Here is a 15,429-nt window from a genome sequence, read left to right as displayed (position 1 = left end):
CAGTGATGGCCACAGGCAACGTCAGGCAACGTAGAACAAAATGGCGATAAAATGGCAGCTGCTGCCAGCCAGCACGAACAGGTGCCAGATGCCGTGGCCATGGCGCAGCTTGTGATCGGTGGCATAGAAGACGATGCCGCCCGTGTAGCACAGCCCGCCCGCCACCAGCCACAGGAAGCCGTTCCACTCGAGCGCCGCCAGCAGCGGCTTGATGCCGATGACGATCAGCCAGCCCATGGCCACGTAAATCACCAGCGACAGGATGCGCGCGCCTTTCGCGTACACATATTCCTGCACGATGCCAAACAGCGCGAGCCCCCAGACGACGCCGAACAGCGACCAGCCCCACGGCCCGCGCAGGGTCACCAGCATGAAGGGCGTATAGGTGCCCGCGATGAGCAGGTAGATGGCGCAATGGTCGAGCCGCTGCAGCACGGCCTTGGCCTTGCCGCGCACGCTGTGGTACAGGGTGGAAGTGAGGTACAGGGTCAGCAGCATGGCCGCATACACGCTGCAGCTGACGATTTTCCAGGGATCGCCCGTGCGGGCCGCCGCGACGATCAGGATGACGCCGCCGATGGCCGCCAGCGCGGCGCCCACCGTATGGGAAATGCTGTTGAACCGTTCACCGTGGTACATGCTTAACACCGCTTTGCTAAGACGCAACAGACACCCGGGGTCAGACCCGTCGGGTCTGACCCCAGCCTTACGTTGCGGGTGTCAATCAAGCAACTTCCGCCTTCTTGCGCGCGGGACGGCGTGCCGGGGCCTTGCGCGGGGCCTTGGCCGGCTTGTCTTCCGCCACGACAGCCACGTCCACCGGCGCCAGCTCAATCACCGGCGCCGCTTCCGCCACGGCTTCAGCCGCCTTTTTGGCCGGCTTCTTCGCCGCTGCCGTCTTGCGCGCCGGCGTGCGCGGCTTGGCCTTCGGCTTCGCTTCGGCGGCCGCTTCCACGATCGCTTCGGCTACCGGTTCAGGCACGGGCGCAGGCATGGCTTCCGCCACCGCCACCTCGACCACCTCGGCACGCGCTTCACGGCCGCCATCGCCGTTCTTGCGGCCGCCACGGCCATTGCGGCGCGAACCGCGCTTGGCGTTGCCCTCTTCCGCCACGACCTCGACTGCGGCTTCGGCCACTTCATGCACGATCTCCGGCTGCGGCGCGGGCGCATACTGCTCGACGGCCGTTTCCACGTCGGCCACCGGCACAAAAGCCTGTGGCGCGGACTCGCCGCGGCGCTGCTCGTTCTGCTTGCGGCCGCCACGGCCATTGCGGCGCGAATCGCGGCGGCTGCCGCCATCGCGGTGATTGCCCTCTTCCGTCGTCGCGCCGGCTTCGCCGCTGGCGATGACGTCACTGGCGACTTCCCCGCTCACGGGCGCAGCGACAGGCACCAGGCCGCTGCTGCGGTAGACATAGGCGCCCGATTTCTCGTCGCGGCCGAATTCCAGCAAGCCGCGCGTCTGCGCTTCTTCCAGCAGGTTGCCGAAGGTGCGGAAACCGTAATACGATTCGCTGAAGTCCGGCTTGCGGCGCTTGATCGCTTCCTTCAGCATCGAGGCCCAGATCTTGCCGCTGTCGCCGCGCTCCGAGACCAGCGCGTCGAAGGTGGCGACGGCCATTTCGATCGCTTCCGTCTTGCGCGACTCGTATTTTTCCTTGCGGCGCACTTCCTCGTCGGGCGAGCGCTTGGCCGCCGGAGTTTCGCGCGCGTCGCGCTTGGCGGCCGTGCGGCGGCTCTCGCGCACCAGGTCATCGTAGAAAATGAATTCGTCGCAGTTGGCCACCAGCAGGTCGGAGGTCGACTGCTTGACGCCCACGCCGATCACCTGCTTGGCGTTTTCGCGCAGTTTCGACACGAGCGGAGAAAAATCGGAATCGCCGCTGATGATGACGAAGGTGTTCACGTGGGCCTTGGTGTAGCACAGGTCCAGTGCATCGACGACAAGGCGGATGTCGGCCGAATTCTTGCCGGACTGGCGCACGTGGGGAATTTCGATCAGTTCGAAGTTCGCCTCATGCATGGTGCCCTTGAAACTTTTATAACGGTCCCAGTCGCAATATGCCTTCTTGACAACGATGCTGCCCTTGAGCAGCAAGCGTTCGAGGATGGGCTTGATATCGAATTTTTCGTAATTTGCATCTCGCACGCCGAGCGCGACGTTCTCGAAGTCGCAAAACACGGCCATGCTGAGGTTTTCTGGGGATGACGCCATAAGGGTGAATTCTCGCTGATGATAAGGGCGGACGGGAAGCGCAACGCCTCCCTTTTCGACTAGTATATTCGCCCATCCCCCGTTTCGGCGACAACTATCGTGCGCGGCAGCCTATTGCGCGCCGCCGGCGGCGCTCGCGCTGGCGCCGGCGACGGGCCAAACAACGCTTTCATCGACCGAATACAGCTGGCATGGCAGGCTGCTGCGGCGCTGGCACGAAGCGAGCGCGCGCACATCGGGGCTTTCGCCCTCCTCGGCCCAGCCCCAGGCGCCGCTGGCCGACAAGGCAAAGGCGCGTGGCGCGGTTTTTTCCAGGAAGACGCGGTAGGCGGCGCGGCCCTGCTCTTCCAGGTAGGGCACGGCGGCGATATCGTCCTGCGGCGCGAAATGCGTGGCGGGCGGCGACGGCGCCTCGGCCACGCGGTAGACCTGGCGCACCGGCATGCCGATTTTCTGCAAGAAGCGCTCGGTGGCGGGCAGCCACACGGCCACCCCGTCGCGGCTGCCCAGGGTCAGGTGGGCGTCGCGCTTGAACGGGCCATAGGCCAGCAGCTGCGCCCGGCCGCCTGAACCGGTAAAGGAATTGAACAGCCGCTGCGCCAGCGCCGGCGAAAAGTACGCGTCATTCGCGCCATACAGCCACAGGCTGGGAATGTGGTTGTAGGCGCCCAGGGTGGCGAAGGTCTTGGTCAGCGCCCCTTGCCAGTCGCAGCCGGGCATGTCGACGCGCAAGCCGCCCGCAAAATTGAGCACGCCGCGCACGCCGGGCACCATCCGTGTGGCCAGCGCCAGCGCCGCCATGCCGCCGTACGACTGCCCCGCGACGACGATGCGCTGCGGGTCGACCCAGCTCTGGCGGCGCGCATACGCGAGTGCGGCGAGCATGTCGCGCGCCTGGCCCTGGGCGTTGCCCAGCATGTCGCAGCCGAAATCGCGGTAGGCGCCCGTGGAGCGCGCAAAGCCGGCGCGCATCGGCAGCATCACGGCATAGCCGCGGCGCACGAACTCGGTCGCCATATAGATGAAGCGCTCGCGCTGCTGCAGCCGGGCCGCGCCGGCCTGCTTGCCGTGGTTCATCAGCAGCAAGGGAAACGGGCCGGAGCCGGGGGGACGGAACACCGTCGTCTCCAGCGTCTCGCGCAAGCCGTCGCCGGCCGGCACCATGATGACTTGCTCGTTCAGGCGCGCATCGAGCGGTAGCTGGGAGGGAACAAGCTGGGCTTTCAGGGGCAAGCAAGGCAGGCTGAGCAGCAAACCCAGAAAAATGGGGCGTAACAGGTGGAAAATGACGGACTCCGTGGATGACTTCCCTGCCAGTCTAGGCAGTGAAATGCCACAGAACAATATAAAAAAATTACGTGACGCACATATTTTTTGCGGCAAGCACCTGCGGGAAAAATTGTTGCCTTGCGCCACCACACTTTTTCCGCTGACGGGAGTAAACTGGGCGTATTCTGAAGGAGTCGCCATGTCCATATCCGCCCTCACCACCGGTACCTCGGGGCTGACCGCCAACCAGCGCGCGCTGGATGTGGCCGCCAACAATATCGCCAATGCGAATACGCCGGGCTTCCAGCCGCAGCAAGCCGAATTCCAGGAAGCCAGCCCGGCCGGCACGGGCGTCACCCTCTCCGTCGAGGGGCGCAAGCTGGCCGCCAGCGAAAGCGTCAGCGGCGCCAATGCCAATGCGGCCAAGGCGGCCGAAAGCCGGCCGAACGGCGTGGGCCTCGCTTCCGAACTGACCGATAACCTCGTCTACAAGGCCGGTTTCAACCTGTCGGCGAATGTCGTCAAGGCGGCCGACCAGGCCCTGGGCAGCCTGATCGACGTCAAGACTTAAGCACAGTCACTAGCGCTTAGATAGCTTGCTTTTGCATTTCCAGCGCCAATGGCGCCATCGCCGGCGTGATCAGCGCCAGCAGCCGTTCGGCCGGAATGCCGTCGCGCGCCTGCACCGACAAGCCATGCAGCAAGGCCGCATAGTAGTCGCCCAGCGCCTGCACGTCCGCCTCCGCTTTTAACTCTCCCGCCAGCTGCGCCGCGCGCAGCCGCTCGATGACGGCTTGCGTGCGCGCGCGGCGGTGCTGCGCCAGCCAGTCGGCGATGCCCGCGTTTTCCGCGCTCGTGTTCGTGGCGGCCGTGACCACCATGCAGCCTTGCGGCTGGCCGCTGCGCGTATACAGCAGCACGGCTTCTTCCAGCATGCGCGCCACCGCGTCGCGCACGTTCAGGCTGGCCGCCAGCGCGTGCACCGCAAACGCGCCCTCTCCCGTTTCATACAGCTCCACGGCTTCGCGGAACAGCTGCTCCTTCGAGCCGAACGCCGCATAGATGCGCGCCGAGGCGATGCCCAGCGCCGCCACCAGGTCGGCCATCGACACCCCCTCGTAGCCGCGCGTCCAGAACGCGTCGCGCGCTTTTGCCAGCGCGAGCGCGCGGTCAAATTCCCTCGGTCTTCCTGCCATCTTGATCCTCTGCTTGCGAAGTGGCGGCCAGTATAACGCCTGGCGCCCGCGCCGCGTTCGCCATTTATTTTGCATCACGGGCTTGACCGCGCCAACAATTTCGCCTATTCTTTGTCGATCGACAAACAATAGGAGCCGATATGAAAACCATCCAAGGACCAAGCCTGCACCTGGCACAATTCGCCGCCGATACGGCGCCCTTCAACACCCTGCCCGCCATCGCCGAGTGGGCGGCCGGCATGGGCTTCAAGGCCCTGCAGATTCCCGCCTGGGATGCGCGCCTGTTCGACGTGGCGCAAGCGGCGCACAGCCAGCAATATTGCGACGACCTCGTTGCCATGCTGGCCAGCCATGGCCTCGTCATCAGCGAACTGACGACGCACATCCTCGGCCAGCTGGTGGCCGTGCACCCGGCCTACGACGCGCTGTGCGACAGCTTCGCCCCGGCACACCTGCACGGCCAGCCGGCGGCGCGCACCGAGTGGGCCATCGAGCAAGTGAAACTGGCGGCCATGGCGTCGAAACGCCTGGGCCTGACCGACATGGGCACGTTCTCCGGCTCGTTCGCCTGGCCCTACCTGTTCCCTTTCCCGCAGCGCCCGCCCGGCCTGATCGAAACGGCCTTCGACGAACTGGCAAGCCGCTGGCTGCCCATCCTCGACGTGTGCGAGGAACAGGGCGTCAACCTGTGCTACGAAATCCACCCGAGCGAAGACCTGCATGACGGCATCAGCTTCGAGATGTTTTACGAGCGCGTAGGCCGCCACCCGCGCTGCAAGATGCTGTTCGACCCCAGCCACTTCGTGCTGCAGCAGCTGAACTACCTGGAATTCATCGATATCTACAAGGACCATATCCGCATGTTCCATGTGAAGGATGCGGAGTTCAATCCGACGGGGCGGCAAGGCATTTACGGCGGCTACCAGTCGTGGGAAAACCGCGCCGGGCGCTTCCGCTCGCTGGGCGACGGCCAGGTCGATTTCAAGGCCATCTTCTCGAAGATGGCGCAAAACGATTACGCGGGCTGGGCCACGCTGGAATGGGAATGCTGCCTGAAGGACCAGGAGGTGGGCGCGCGCGAAGGCGTGGCCTTCATCAATGCCCACATCATTCCCGTCACCGACAAGATCTTCGACGACTTCGCCGGCGCACCCGTCAGCGCACAACAGATCAATACCCTGCTCGGCATCGAGCATCACTAATCAAGGAAACATATGAACGACTTCATTCACGACTACGTCCGCATCGACGGCCAGCGCCTGCATTGCGTCATCGCCGGTCCCGGCACCGGCAAACCCGTGCTGCTGATCCCCGGCTGGCCGCAAACCTGGTATGCGTGGCGCCACGTGATGGCGGCGCTGGCCGCCAGCGGCTACCAGGCCATCGCCATCGATCCACCGGGCAGCGGCCACTCGGAACGTCCGGCCGGCGGCTACGACACGGGCGCCGTTGCCGCCACCCTGCACCGCGCCATGCTGGCCCTGGGCCACGCGCAATACGACGTGGTCGGTCACGACATCGGCATGTGGGTCGGCTATGCGCTGGCCAGCGATTTCCCGCAGGCCGTGACGAAACTGGCGCTGACGGAAGCCGTGATTCCCGGTCTGGCACCCGCGCCGCCGATTTTCGTCGCGCCGTCCGACAACATCTTCCTGTGGCATTTCATGTTCAACCAGGTGCTCGATTTGCCGGAGATGCTCACGGCGGGCAAGGAACGCGAATACATCCGCTTCATCCTGGACCGCTGGTCCTACCGCCGCGACAAGGTCGCCGTCGACGTGTATGCGGACGCGTATGCCACGCCGGGCGCCTTGCGCGCCGGCTTCGCCTACTACCGCGCCATACCCGAAACCATCCGTCAAAATCTGGAACGGGCAAAACGCAGCCTGACCATGCCGGTGCTGGCCATCGGCGCCGACCATGCGACCAACGACGCGCCGCTGCTGACCATGCAGGGCAAGGCGGACAATTTGAAAGGCGCCATCGTCGCCGAATGCGGCCACTTCATCATGGAAGAACAGCCGGAAGCGTTCATCGCCCACCTGCTGCCCTTCCTGGCCGGAGCAAAATCAGCATGAGCCTCGATCCGCTGATCGCCGCCTGGCTGGAAGAGATAAAAGATGCGCCGCCGCCCGCCTCGCTGGCGGACCTGCGCGCGGCCACGGAAACGGGGTTGCGCCAGCTGCATGGCCCCCTGGAAGACGTCGCATCCATCACGGATCACGTGCTGCCGGGCGAGCATGCGCTGACCGTGCGCGCCTACGTGCCCGCCGGCGCGGACACAAGCAAGCCCCTGCCGGCCATCGTCTTTGCGCATGGCGGAGGATGGTGTCTGTGCTCGCTGGACCTGTACGACAATCCCTGCCGCGCGCTGGCCAACGCCACCGGCTGCGTGATCTTTTCCGTCGACTACCGGCTGGCGCCCGAGCACAAGTTCCCCGTGCCATTGAACGACTTTTACCGCGCGTTATGCTGGGTCGCCGAACATACGGCGGCGCTGGGCATCGATGCGAAACGGCTGGCCGTGGGCGGCGACAGCGCGGGCGGCAACCTGGCGGCGGCCGCCGCGCTGATGGCGCGCGACCAGGCCGGTCCCGCGCTGGCGCATCAGCTGCTGCTGTACCCGGCGCTCGATTTTGCCTTCGACACGCCGTCCTACCAGCGCTATGCGGAAGGCCATTCGCTGACGCGGGAAGCCATGCGCTTTTGCTGGTCGGCCTACCTGAACGAGCCGGCCGACGGCGCAAACCCCTATGCGGCGCCCCTGCGGGCAACGTCGCTCAAGGACTTGCCGCCGGCGACGGTGCTGATATGCGAGTACGACCCGCTGCATGACGAGGGCGAAGCCTATGCGCGGTATTTGCGCGACGACGGCGTGGCGGCGCAATGCGTGCAGCTCGACGGCATGATCCATGCATCGATACACATGCCGGGCTTGGCACCAAAGGCGCGGGGATTGTTCGACGTGGCGGGCCAAGCAATGAAAAGTGCCATGTTTGCGTAAATAGTCCACTAGAAAAATGCTGGGGTCTGACCCGGCGGGTCAGACCCCAGCATGCCTCTATTCCACCAATTTGCGCACCTCGATGGCGTTCAGCCACTTCACATGGCGCGGACCCGTGCGGATATCCTTCGCCGAGATGAGGGCGATCTCGCCATCGCTGTCGTCGAGCGCCTTGCCGTTCTTTTCGTAGTAAACGATCACGCCCTCGCCGGCCGGCGAGTTATACAGCTCGCCCCAGGAAAACACCACCGCATAGCCATCGGTGGCCGTGGCGATGATGGCGAGCTTCTTGACGTCGTTGTGGCCGGGCGCATCGAGCGCCGCCTTGTCGAGGATGTCGCGCAGGCGCACGCCCTTGTAACTGGTGATGGTTTCGGCCTTGTCGCCGTTGTGGCGCGTGACGGCGATGTCCCCGCCATTGGCTTGCGGCAGCTTGCGCAGGTCGGCTACCGTCAGGGTCAACGGCGTTGCCACCTTGCCCGTGACGGCAAGCGCGCGGCTCATGTTCTCGCGCGCCGGCGCCGGGTCGGCCCATGCGGGGGCCGCCGCCAGCAGTGCGGCCGAAGCCAAACCAAGGAATATTTTCTTCAACATGCTGTGTCCTTTCATGACAGTAAAAACTCAGAACTGGTATTGCGCATTGGCCAGCCAGGTGCGGCCCGCGCCGGGAAAACCGTCGGCCAGCGCATAGTTGCGGTCAGCCAGGTTGTTCACGCCCGCTTCCAGGCTCAAGGCCGGCAAGGGCCGGTACACGGCTTTCAGGTTCACTGTCGTAAAACCGCCAAGCTCCAGCGTGTTCGAAACCCAGCGCCCGCTATTCGCTTCCGCGATGGCCACCACGTCGACCTGGCGCGCCGCGTGCAGCACGGCGTGCGCCGTCAGCTTGTGGCGCGGCACGTCCGTCAGGCGGATGGCGCGGTCGCTGACATTTTTCATGTCCGTGTACGTGTAGTTGCCGCCAAAATCGAGCCAGGCGCCGGCGCGGCCGCGCACGCCCAGTTCCACGCCGCTGATGTGCGCCCTGCCCGCGTTGCGCATCTGCGCACGCACGCCCGCCACATTCGCCACGCTCTGGATCTTGTCCTTCACGTCGCTGTAGAACAGGGCGGCATCGAGCGCCATCCCGCGCACGGTTGCCTGGTAGCCCAGCTCATAATTCATTGCCTCTTCCGCGCGCAAGGCCGGGTTTTCAATATATGTGCCCAGGCGCTGCGAGTAGCGGTCCTTCAGGGTCGGCAGGCGCGACTTGCGCGCCACGGTGGCGTACACGCGCGATGCAAGACCGGTCTTGTGGAACAGGCCCGCCTGCAGGTCGGTGGCCGATTGATTCTCGGGCAAGGTATACGCATTGCCGGCGCTGTAGACGGTGTCCGGGCGCAGTGCATTGCGCGACACGCCCAGCGACAGTTCCGTCGCCGCATTGAGGGCGATGCTGTCTTCCGCGCCCAGAGTCCACAGGGCATCCTTGTACCAGGTGGTGCGCACGCCCCTGGCGTCGAGTTCCTGGTGCTCGTCGGCCTTGTAGCTGGCTACAAAACGCAGGCTGTGCGCGGCCAGGCGGAACGATTCGAGTTCCACCGCGCCGCCGTTCGTGCGGTCGTTATAAATGCTGCGCCCGCCGCTGACACTGCCCTGGCCGCTGGTCTTCAGGGTCACGTAGCTGCCGTTTGTATAGGACGTGATTTCATTGTCGTAGCTGTCGTGGTACAGGCGCAGTTTCAGGCGTTCCTGCTGGCCCAGACGCGTCTGCGAGACGAGATACACGCTTTCCTTGTTCCAGTACGGCCACTGCCAGTAGCGCGCGCCGACGGGATTGGTCGATGGCGGCTGGCCCTTTTCGCCATGCTGCTTGTAGTAGCTGAGCGCATATTCATCGCCCGCATGCGCGCCATCGGGCGTGTAGCCCACCTTGAACGACACCTTATGGTCCTTGCGATAGGCGTTATTGCGCATGCCGCCGTCTTCCGTGGCCGTGGGGCGGAAGTCGGACGACAGGGGAAAGCCGTCGCTGTCGATGTAGGACACGCCGGCCTGCAGATACCACAGGCCCTGATTCGTGCCCACGTTGGCCGACACCTGGCGCTCGCTGCCCGAACCGAATCCCACTGACGCATCGCCTTCCATCAAAGCCGTCGGTTTGCGCGACACCAGGTTGATGGCGCCGCCCAGGGTATTGGCGCCGTAGGCCACGGAACTGAAGCCCTTGGCCACCTGGATCGCGGCCAGGTCGCTGGTCGTGAAGCGGTTGAAATCGACGTAGCCGTCATACGGCACGTAGACGGGAATGCCGTCGATGTACAGCGGCACCTGGCGCGCATCGAAGCCGCGGATGGCGACGGTTTTCTCGTTGCGCGCATTGGTCGACAGCGACACGCCGGACAGCAAATTGAGGGCGTCGCCCACGTTGTCGCGGTTAAAGCGGCGCATCCCGGCACGGCTCACTTGCGTGCCCACTTGCTGTTCCACCTGGCCGGCCTGCTCGCGCGGGCCGATCACCGTCACCGTGCCCAGCACGAACGGCGCAGCCTCATCTTTGCCTGCTGTCTGCTGCGCCTGCACCGTCTGCGCCAGCGCCAGCATCACGGCGCCTGCCATTACCTGTTTCACCATCGTCATCTTGTTCTCTTCCGTTATATATCGTTTTATATAGCGATATGCAAAAAAGCGGCCACTCGTGCGGCGGCCGTCATCCAACAGCGCAATATACAGACGTATATAGCGATGCTCAAGCGGGGAGAGGCAAAACGGGCGCGCAAGTCAATTTCCCGGCGATTTTTCATGCACCGCACCATTTCGCTGTGCGAACGAATGTTTCACAAAACGGTTGACATGCGGGAGCCGGCTAGGCAAACTGACTTCCAGGGAGCCAGCAAATGAATGCAAATATGACAAATATTCAGGCCGCAGCAGATCCGGAAATCATCGTCTTCAGCGATGACGAGGAAGGCAAGGACCGCCAGTTCGTCAACGCGCTGGCGCGCGGCCTCGAAGTGCTGCGGTGCTTTCGCCCCGGCGAAGTGTTCCTGTCGAATGCGGACATGGCCAAGCGCACGGGCATCCCCAAACCCACCATTTCGCGCCTCACCTACACCCTCACCAAACTCGGCTACCTCAATTACTCGGACAACCTGGGCAAGTACCAGCTGGGCGCCGGCGTGCTGGCCCTCGGCTACCGCATGCTGTCGAACCTGGACGTGCGCAAGATGGCGCGTCCGCTGATGGAAGAACTGGCCGAACATGCGCAGGCGTCCGTGTCGCTGGGCACGCGCGACCGCCTCAGCATGGTGTACGTGGAAACCTGCCGCAGCAGCGCCAACGTCACGCTGCGCCTCGACGTCGGTTCGCGCATTCCCCTGATGACGACGGCCATGGGCAAGGCCCTGCTGTGCATCCTGCCGCAGGCCGAGCGCGACTATCTGATGGACCATGCGCGCGTGCACGAGACGGAGCGCTGGCCGCGCATCAAGGCCGGCATCGAGCAAGGCTTCAAGGATTACCAGGACCGGGGCTTTTGCATCTCGGCCGGCGAATGGCAGAACGACGTGCATGCCGTGGGCGTGCCCATGCTGGGCGCCGACGGCGAACAGGTGATGGCCTTCAATTGCGGCGGCCCCGCCTTTTTGCTGTCGCGCGAAAAACTCGAATCGGACCTGGGACCGCGCCTGGTCGCCCTGGTCAAGACAGTGGAAAAAAACCTGGGCCGCGGTTAGACTGCGCGCCCCCTCTCAACAACAGATCAAATCACAGCGCCGAGGAACCCGATGATACGCGACGAAGAAACCCTGAACATCCTGCTCGACAGCATCGCCCGTTTCGTGCGCGAAGTGCTGGTGCCGAACGAGGCGCTGGTGGCTGAAACGGACACGATCCCGCCCGCCATCGTGGCGCAGATGCGCGAACTGGGCCTGTTCGGCCTGTCCATTCCGGAAGCCTACGGCGGCCTGGAACTGAGCATGGAAGAGGAAGTGCGCGTCGCCTTTGAAATCGCCCGCACCTCGCCCGCCTTCCGCTCGCTGATCGGCACGAACAACGGCATCGGTTCGCAAGGCATCGTGATCGACGGCACGGAAGCGCAAAAACAATACTATCTGCCCAAGCTGGCGGCCGGCGAGATCATCGGCTCCTTCGCGCTGACGGAAGCGGGATCGGGCTCCGATGCGGCCTCGCTGCGCACCTCGGCCGTGCGCGATGGCGACTTCTATATCCTCAACGGCAGCAAGCGCTACATCACCAACGCGCCCGAAGCGAGCATCTTTACCGTCATGGCCCGCACGGACCCCGTCAAGCGGGGCGCCTCGGCCATTTCCGCCTTCATCGTGGAAAAGGATACGCCGGGCCTCTCGCTGGGCAAAATAGATAAGAAAATGGGCCAGCAAGGCGCGCATACCTGCGACGTCATCTTTGAAAATTGCCGCGTGCCGGCCGCGAACGTCATCGGCGGCAAGGAAGGCGTGGGTTTCAAGACGGCCATGAAGGTGCTCGACAAGGGCCGGCTGCACATCGCCGCCGTCTGCGTGGGCGCGGCCGAACGCATGCTGGCCGACGCTCTCGCCTACGCGATGGAACGCCAGCAGTTCGGCCAGCCCATCGCGGAATTCCAGCTGATCCAGGCCATGCTGGCCGACAGCAAGGCGGAAATCTACGCGGCGCGCAGCATGGTGCTGGACGCTGCGCGCCGGCGCGACAACAAGGAAGACATTTCGACGGAAGCGTCGTGCTGCAAGCTGTTCGCCTCCGAAATGTGCGGCAGAGTCGCTGACCGCTCCGTGCAGATCCACGGCGGCGCCGGCTACATCAGCGAATACGCGGCCGAGCGTTTCTACCGCGACGTGCGCCTGTTCCGCATCTACGAAGGCACGACGCAGATCCAGCAGATCGTCATCGCCCGCAACATGATCAAGGCGGCGCAAAAGTGAAGGAGGCCGCGATGGATATTCCCGCCCTGCTGGCCCACTTGCCGGCGCGCCTGTCGGCCATCTCCATCTATTGGGCGACGCGCGCGCCCGACGCGCCCGCGCTGCATGAAGCTGGCCTCAGCTGGACCTACGCCCAGCTGCAGCACGGTGTGGAAAGCGCCGCGCAGCTGCTGCGCCAGCTGAACGTGCGCGCCGGCGACCGCCTGATGGTGGTGGGCGAGAACTGCGCGCTGCAGGTGGCGCTGATTTTTGCTGCCGCCAGCATCGACGCGTGGATCGTCAACGTCAATGCGCGCCTGTCGGCGCGCGAGATCGACACCATCGCCGCGCACAGTTCGGCGCGGCGGATGCTGTTCCTGGCCGGCGCTTCGCCGGAGGCGGCCGCGCATGCGGCGCGTCTGGGCGCGGCCAGCGCCACGGTCGACGGCATGGGCGAGCTGCTGGCGGGCGACTTGAACGAGGCGGCCATCGCGGAAGACACGGTGCCCGGCAACGAACAGGTTGCCGCGCTGATCTACACGACGGGCACCACCGGGCAGTCGAAGGGCGTGATGCTCACGCACCGCAACCTGCTGTTCATCGCCGCCGTCTCCAGCACCCTGCGCGGCCTGACCAGCAGCGACCGCGCCTACGGCGTGCTGCCGATTTCGCACGTGTACGGCCTGGCCTCGGTGGCCCTGGGCACCCTGTATGCGGGCGCCGCACTGTACCTGGTGCCGCGCTTTTCCGTCGACGGCCTGCTCTCGGCACTGAAGGACGACGGTCTGACCATCGTGCAGGGCGTGCCCGCCATGTACGCCAAGCTGCTGCAAACCCTGGGCGGCGCCGATACGCCGCTGCCCACGCGGCTGCGCTTCGCGTATGCGGGCGGCTCGCCGCTGGCGCCGTCGCTCAAGCACGAGGTGGAAAAGCTGCTGGGCACCGCGCTGCACAATGGCTACGGCATGACGGAAAGCGCCCCCACCATCAGCCAGACGCGCCTGGAAACGCCGCGCCGCGACGATTCCGTGGGCATGCCGATCCCCGGCGTGGAAGTGCGCGTGGTCGACGTGGCCGGCCAGGACGTGACGCCGGGCCAGCCGGGGGAATTATGGATACGCGGGCCGAACATCATGGCCGGCTATTACCGCGAACCGGCCATGACGGCGGCCACCATGCGCGACGGCGGCTGGCTCAATACGGGCGACATGGCGCGCCAGGACACGGACGGCGCCCTGTTCATCGTGGGCCGCACCAAGGAACTGATCATCCGCTCCGGCTTCAATGTGTATCCGCTGGAAGTGGAAACGGCCCTGAACGCCCACGCTTCCGTGGTGCAGTCGGCCGTGGTCGGGCGCACCCTGGCCGATGGCAACGAGGACGTCATCGCCTACGTGGAACTGGACCCGCGCCAGCCCGCGAGCGTGGCAGAATTGCAGGCCTGGCTGGCGCAGACCCTGTCGCCGTACAAGTGCCCGTCCGCCATCATCGTCATGGAAGCGCTGCCGGCAGCCGCCACGGGCAAGATTTTAAAGGGGCAGCTGCGGCAAATGGCGCAGAATGCACGATAAGTTGACCATGTAGTAGCAGACCCGACAATAAAACCAAGCCACATCACCGGAGGAGACACGATGAAACGCACCTACACACGCATCGCCATGGCAGCGCTGGTTGCCAGCGCCTGGATGGCACAGGCCAGCGCCGACGAATTCCTGGTCGGCGCAGAAATCCCGCTGACGGGCAACCTGGCGCGGGTCGGCGCCGGCATGCAGGAAGGGATCATGGTCGCGGCCGAGGTATTCAACAAGACCAACGGCAAGCACACCATCAAGATCATCACCGTCGACGACGAATCGGCGCCCGCCAAGGCCATCGCCGCCGTGGAAAAGCTGGCCAGTCAGGGCGTGGTGGCCATCACGGGCGGCTACGGCTCGAACAATATTTCGCCCGCCTCGGACACGGCCAATAAACTGGGTCTGGTCTACATCACCTCGGGCGGCGTGGACGACAGCCTGGTGGCCAGCGGACGCAAGAATTTTTTCCGCATCAATAACACGGCCGGCTACGAAAAAGCCATGCTGGGACTGCTGCAGGATGTGGGCGCCAAGTCCGTCTCCATCGTGTATTCGACCAAGGATGCCACCACGGGCCTGGCCAAGGACGTGGAAAAGGCCCTGGCGGCCAAGGGCGTGAAGGTGACGACGCACTCGTTCGACCCGGCCATTACCGACTTCAAGCCCATCATCAACAAGATCAAGCTGCAGGACAAATCGGAAGTGGTGGCCATGGTCGGCTACGAAAACGATTACGTGGGCATCATCCGCGCCGCCCGCGTGCTGAAACCGAAGATCAAGGCCATGGTGGGCGTGTGGTCGCTGGCCACGCCGAAGATGGCGGCCGACTTCCCCGACCTGATGCCGAACGTCTTCGGCACGGCCCTGCTGCCCTTCCCGACGGAATTCAAGACGGCCGACGGCAAGGCTTTCAGCGACGCCTACAAGCAGCTGTACAAGAAGGAGCCGGACTACCTGGGCCAGTTCGGCTATGTGCAGTCGATGCTGCTGTTCGAAGCGATCGCGCGCGCAGCCGACAAGGGCACGCTCAAGAAAGGCGGCGTGGCCGACGAGATGCGCAAGACGGACCGCGAAACCCTGATCGGCCGCGTGCAGTTCGCCGCCAACGGCGACAACCAGAACTTCGTGCACCGCATGGCGCAGCACCAGGACAAGAAAGTGGTGATCGTCTGGCCGAAGGAACACGCGACGGGCAAGCTGAACTATCCTGCCCTGCCCTGGTAAGCAGCCTCCCGCTGCACACGCGCGCGCCCGCCGGGCGTGCACCGATGAA

General features: G+C 64.7%; 14 protein-coding genes. 8 read left to right on the top strand and 6 right to left on the bottom strand.

Annotation, left to right across the window (positions count from 1 at the left end; translation table 11 throughout):
• Positions 1 to 21: 21 nt before the first annotated feature.
• The 3 genes from IGS60_RS15730 to IGS60_RS15720 form a co-directional block, all read right to left on the bottom strand.
• Positions 22 to 639 carry a hemolysin III family protein gene (locus IGS60_RS15730; protein ID WP_230505407.1) on the bottom strand — a complete coding sequence of 206 codons (618 nt, stop codon included), beginning with the start codon at positions 637 to 639 and terminating at the stop codon, positions 22 to 24.
• An 85-nt stretch (positions 640 to 724) separates the two neighbouring features.
• On the bottom strand, positions 725 to 2,218 hold the full coding sequence (locus IGS60_RS15725) for an NYN domain-containing protein (protein WP_230505406.1): 1,494 nt from the start codon (positions 2,216 to 2,218) through the stop codon (positions 725 to 727).
• 111 nt (positions 2,219 to 2,329) lie between these two features.
• On the bottom strand, positions 2,330 to 3,451 hold the full coding sequence (locus tag IGS60_RS15720; RefSeq protein WP_230505405.1) for a CocE/NonD family hydrolase: 1,122 nt from the start codon (positions 3,449 to 3,451) through the stop codon (positions 2,330 to 2,332).
• Between the two features lie 235 nt (positions 3,452 to 3,686).
• Here IGS60_RS15720 and IGS60_RS15715 point away from each other — a divergent pair, with 235 nt between their 5' ends.
• Positions 3,687 to 4,058: a flagellar basal body protein gene (locus IGS60_RS15715; RefSeq protein ID WP_034782850.1), complete on the top strand. Its 372-nt coding sequence runs from the start codon at positions 3,687 to 3,689 to the stop codon at positions 4,056 to 4,058.
• A gap of 16 nt (positions 4,059 to 4,074) precedes the next feature.
• On the opposite strand, the gene IGS60_RS15710 is transcribed toward IGS60_RS15715, so the two are convergent.
• Positions 4,075 to 4,683 (bottom strand): TetR/AcrR family transcriptional regulator, encoded by a 609-nt coding sequence (locus tag IGS60_RS15710; RefSeq protein ID WP_230505404.1) that lies wholly within the window; start codon positions 4,681 to 4,683, stop codon positions 4,075 to 4,077.
• A 140-nt stretch (positions 4,684 to 4,823) separates the two neighbouring features.
• On the opposite strand from IGS60_RS15710, the gene IGS60_RS15705 reads away from it, so the two are divergent.
• Genes IGS60_RS15705 through IGS60_RS15695 form a run of 3 tightly spaced genes read left to right on the top strand, consistent with a single transcriptional unit; the run spans position 4,824 to position 7,687 of the window.
• Positions 4,824 to 5,885 (top strand): sugar phosphate isomerase/epimerase, encoded by a 1,062-nt coding sequence (locus tag IGS60_RS15705; protein ID WP_230505403.1) that lies wholly within the window; start codon positions 4,824 to 4,826, stop codon positions 5,883 to 5,885.
• A 12-nt stretch (positions 5,886 to 5,897) separates the two neighbouring features.
• Positions 5,898 to 6,761 carry an alpha/beta fold hydrolase gene (locus IGS60_RS15700; RefSeq protein ID WP_230505402.1) on the top strand — a complete coding sequence of 288 codons (864 nt, stop codon included), beginning with the start codon at positions 5,898 to 5,900 and terminating at the stop codon, positions 6,759 to 6,761.
• Positions 6,758 to 7,687: an alpha/beta hydrolase gene (locus IGS60_RS15695; RefSeq protein WP_230505401.1), complete on the top strand. Its 930-nt coding sequence runs from the start codon at positions 6,758 to 6,760 to the stop codon at positions 7,685 to 7,687. The genes IGS60_RS15700 and IGS60_RS15695 overlap by 4 nt, the downstream gene beginning before the upstream one ends.
• 57 nt (positions 7,688 to 7,744) lie before the next feature.
• Here IGS60_RS15695 and IGS60_RS15690 read toward each other — a convergent pair whose 3' ends face one another.
• Together IGS60_RS15690 and IGS60_RS15685 are read right to left on the bottom strand one after the other, a co-directional pair.
• Positions 7,745 to 8,281: a molybdopterin-dependent oxidoreductase gene (locus IGS60_RS15690; RefSeq protein ID WP_230505399.1), complete on the bottom strand. Its 537-nt coding sequence runs from the start codon at positions 8,279 to 8,281 to the stop codon at positions 7,745 to 7,747.
• A gap of 27 nt (positions 8,282 to 8,308) precedes the next feature.
• A complete protein-coding gene (locus IGS60_RS15685) occupies positions 8,309 to 10,303 on the bottom strand; it encodes a TonB-dependent siderophore receptor (RefSeq protein ID WP_230505397.1) in 1,995 nt (664 codons plus the stop codon).
• Positions 10,304 to 10,572: 269 nt separating this feature from the next.
• Between IGS60_RS15685 and IGS60_RS15680 the strand changes: the two genes are divergently transcribed.
• The 4 genes from IGS60_RS15680 to IGS60_RS15665 are packed head-to-tail and all read left to right on the top strand — an operon-like array spanning position 10,573 to position 15,380.
• Entirely contained in the window at positions 10,573 to 11,397 is an 825-nt protein-coding gene (locus IGS60_RS15680; RefSeq protein ID WP_121669118.1) for an IclR family transcriptional regulator, read from the top strand.
• A gap of 51 nt (positions 11,398 to 11,448) precedes the next feature.
• A complete protein-coding gene (locus IGS60_RS15675) occupies positions 11,449 to 12,603 on the top strand; it encodes an acyl-CoA dehydrogenase family protein (RefSeq protein WP_070289686.1) in 1,155 nt (384 codons plus the stop codon).
• 11 nt (positions 12,604 to 12,614) lie between these two features.
• Entirely contained in the window at positions 12,615 to 14,153 is a 1,539-nt protein-coding gene (locus IGS60_RS15670) for a class I adenylate-forming enzyme family protein (protein ID WP_230505395.1), read from the top strand.
• Between the two features lie 60 nt (positions 14,154 to 14,213).
• Positions 14,214 to 15,380, top strand: coding sequence for an ABC transporter substrate-binding protein (locus IGS60_RS15665; RefSeq protein ID WP_070218214.1), 1,167 nt, complete (start codon positions 14,214 to 14,216; stop codon positions 15,378 to 15,380).
• The last annotated feature ends 49 nt before the right edge of the window (positions 15,381 to 15,429 follow it).

Source organism: Janthinobacterium sp. FW305-128, from assembly GCF_020858135.1.
GTDB lineage: Bacteria > Pseudomonadota > Gammaproteobacteria > Burkholderiales > Burkholderiaceae_D > Janthinobacterium.
This window is presented reverse-complemented; position numbering and strand designations above follow the sequence as displayed.

Coding starts and splice junctions, on each gene's coding strand:
- IGS60_RS15670 (WP_230505395.1), top strand. CDS start 12,615: ATGGATATTCCCGCCCTGCTGGCCCACTTGCCGGCGCGCCTGTCGGCC.
- IGS60_RS15685 (WP_230505397.1), bottom strand. CDS start 10,303: ATGACGATGGTGAAACAGGTAATGGCAGGCGCCGTGATGCTGGCGCTG.
- IGS60_RS15710 (WP_230505404.1), bottom strand. CDS start 4,683: ATGGCAGGAAGACCGAGGGAATTTGACCGCGCGCTCGCGCTGGCAAAA.
- IGS60_RS15680 (WP_121669118.1), top strand. CDS start 10,573: ATGACAAATATTCAGGCCGCAGCAGATCCGGAAATCATCGTCTTCAGC.
- IGS60_RS15700 (WP_230505402.1), top strand. CDS start 5,898: ATGAACGACTTCATTCACGACTACGTCCGCATCGACGGCCAGCGCCTG.
- IGS60_RS15675 (WP_070289686.1), top strand. CDS start 11,449: ATGATACGCGACGAAGAAACCCTGAACATCCTGCTCGACAGCATCGCC.
- IGS60_RS15725 (WP_230505406.1), bottom strand. CDS start 2,218: ATGGCGTCATCCCCAGAAAACCTCAGCATGGCCGTGTTTTGCGACTTC.
- IGS60_RS15665 (WP_070218214.1), top strand. CDS start 14,214: ATGAAACGCACCTACACACGCATCGCCATGGCAGCGCTGGTTGCCAGC.
- IGS60_RS15695 (WP_230505401.1), top strand. CDS start 6,758: ATGAGCCTCGATCCGCTGATCGCCGCCTGGCTGGAAGAGATAAAAGAT.
- IGS60_RS15715 (WP_034782850.1), top strand. CDS start 3,687: ATGTCCATATCCGCCCTCACCACCGGTACCTCGGGGCTGACCGCCAAC.
- IGS60_RS15730 (WP_230505407.1), bottom strand. CDS start 639: ATGTACCACGGTGAACGGTTCAACAGCATTTCCCATACGGTGGGCGCC.
- IGS60_RS15705 (WP_230505403.1), top strand. CDS start 4,824: ATGAAAACCATCCAAGGACCAAGCCTGCACCTGGCACAATTCGCCGCC.
- IGS60_RS15690 (WP_230505399.1), bottom strand. CDS start 8,281: ATGTTGAAGAAAATATTCCTTGGTTTGGCTTCGGCCGCACTGCTGGCG.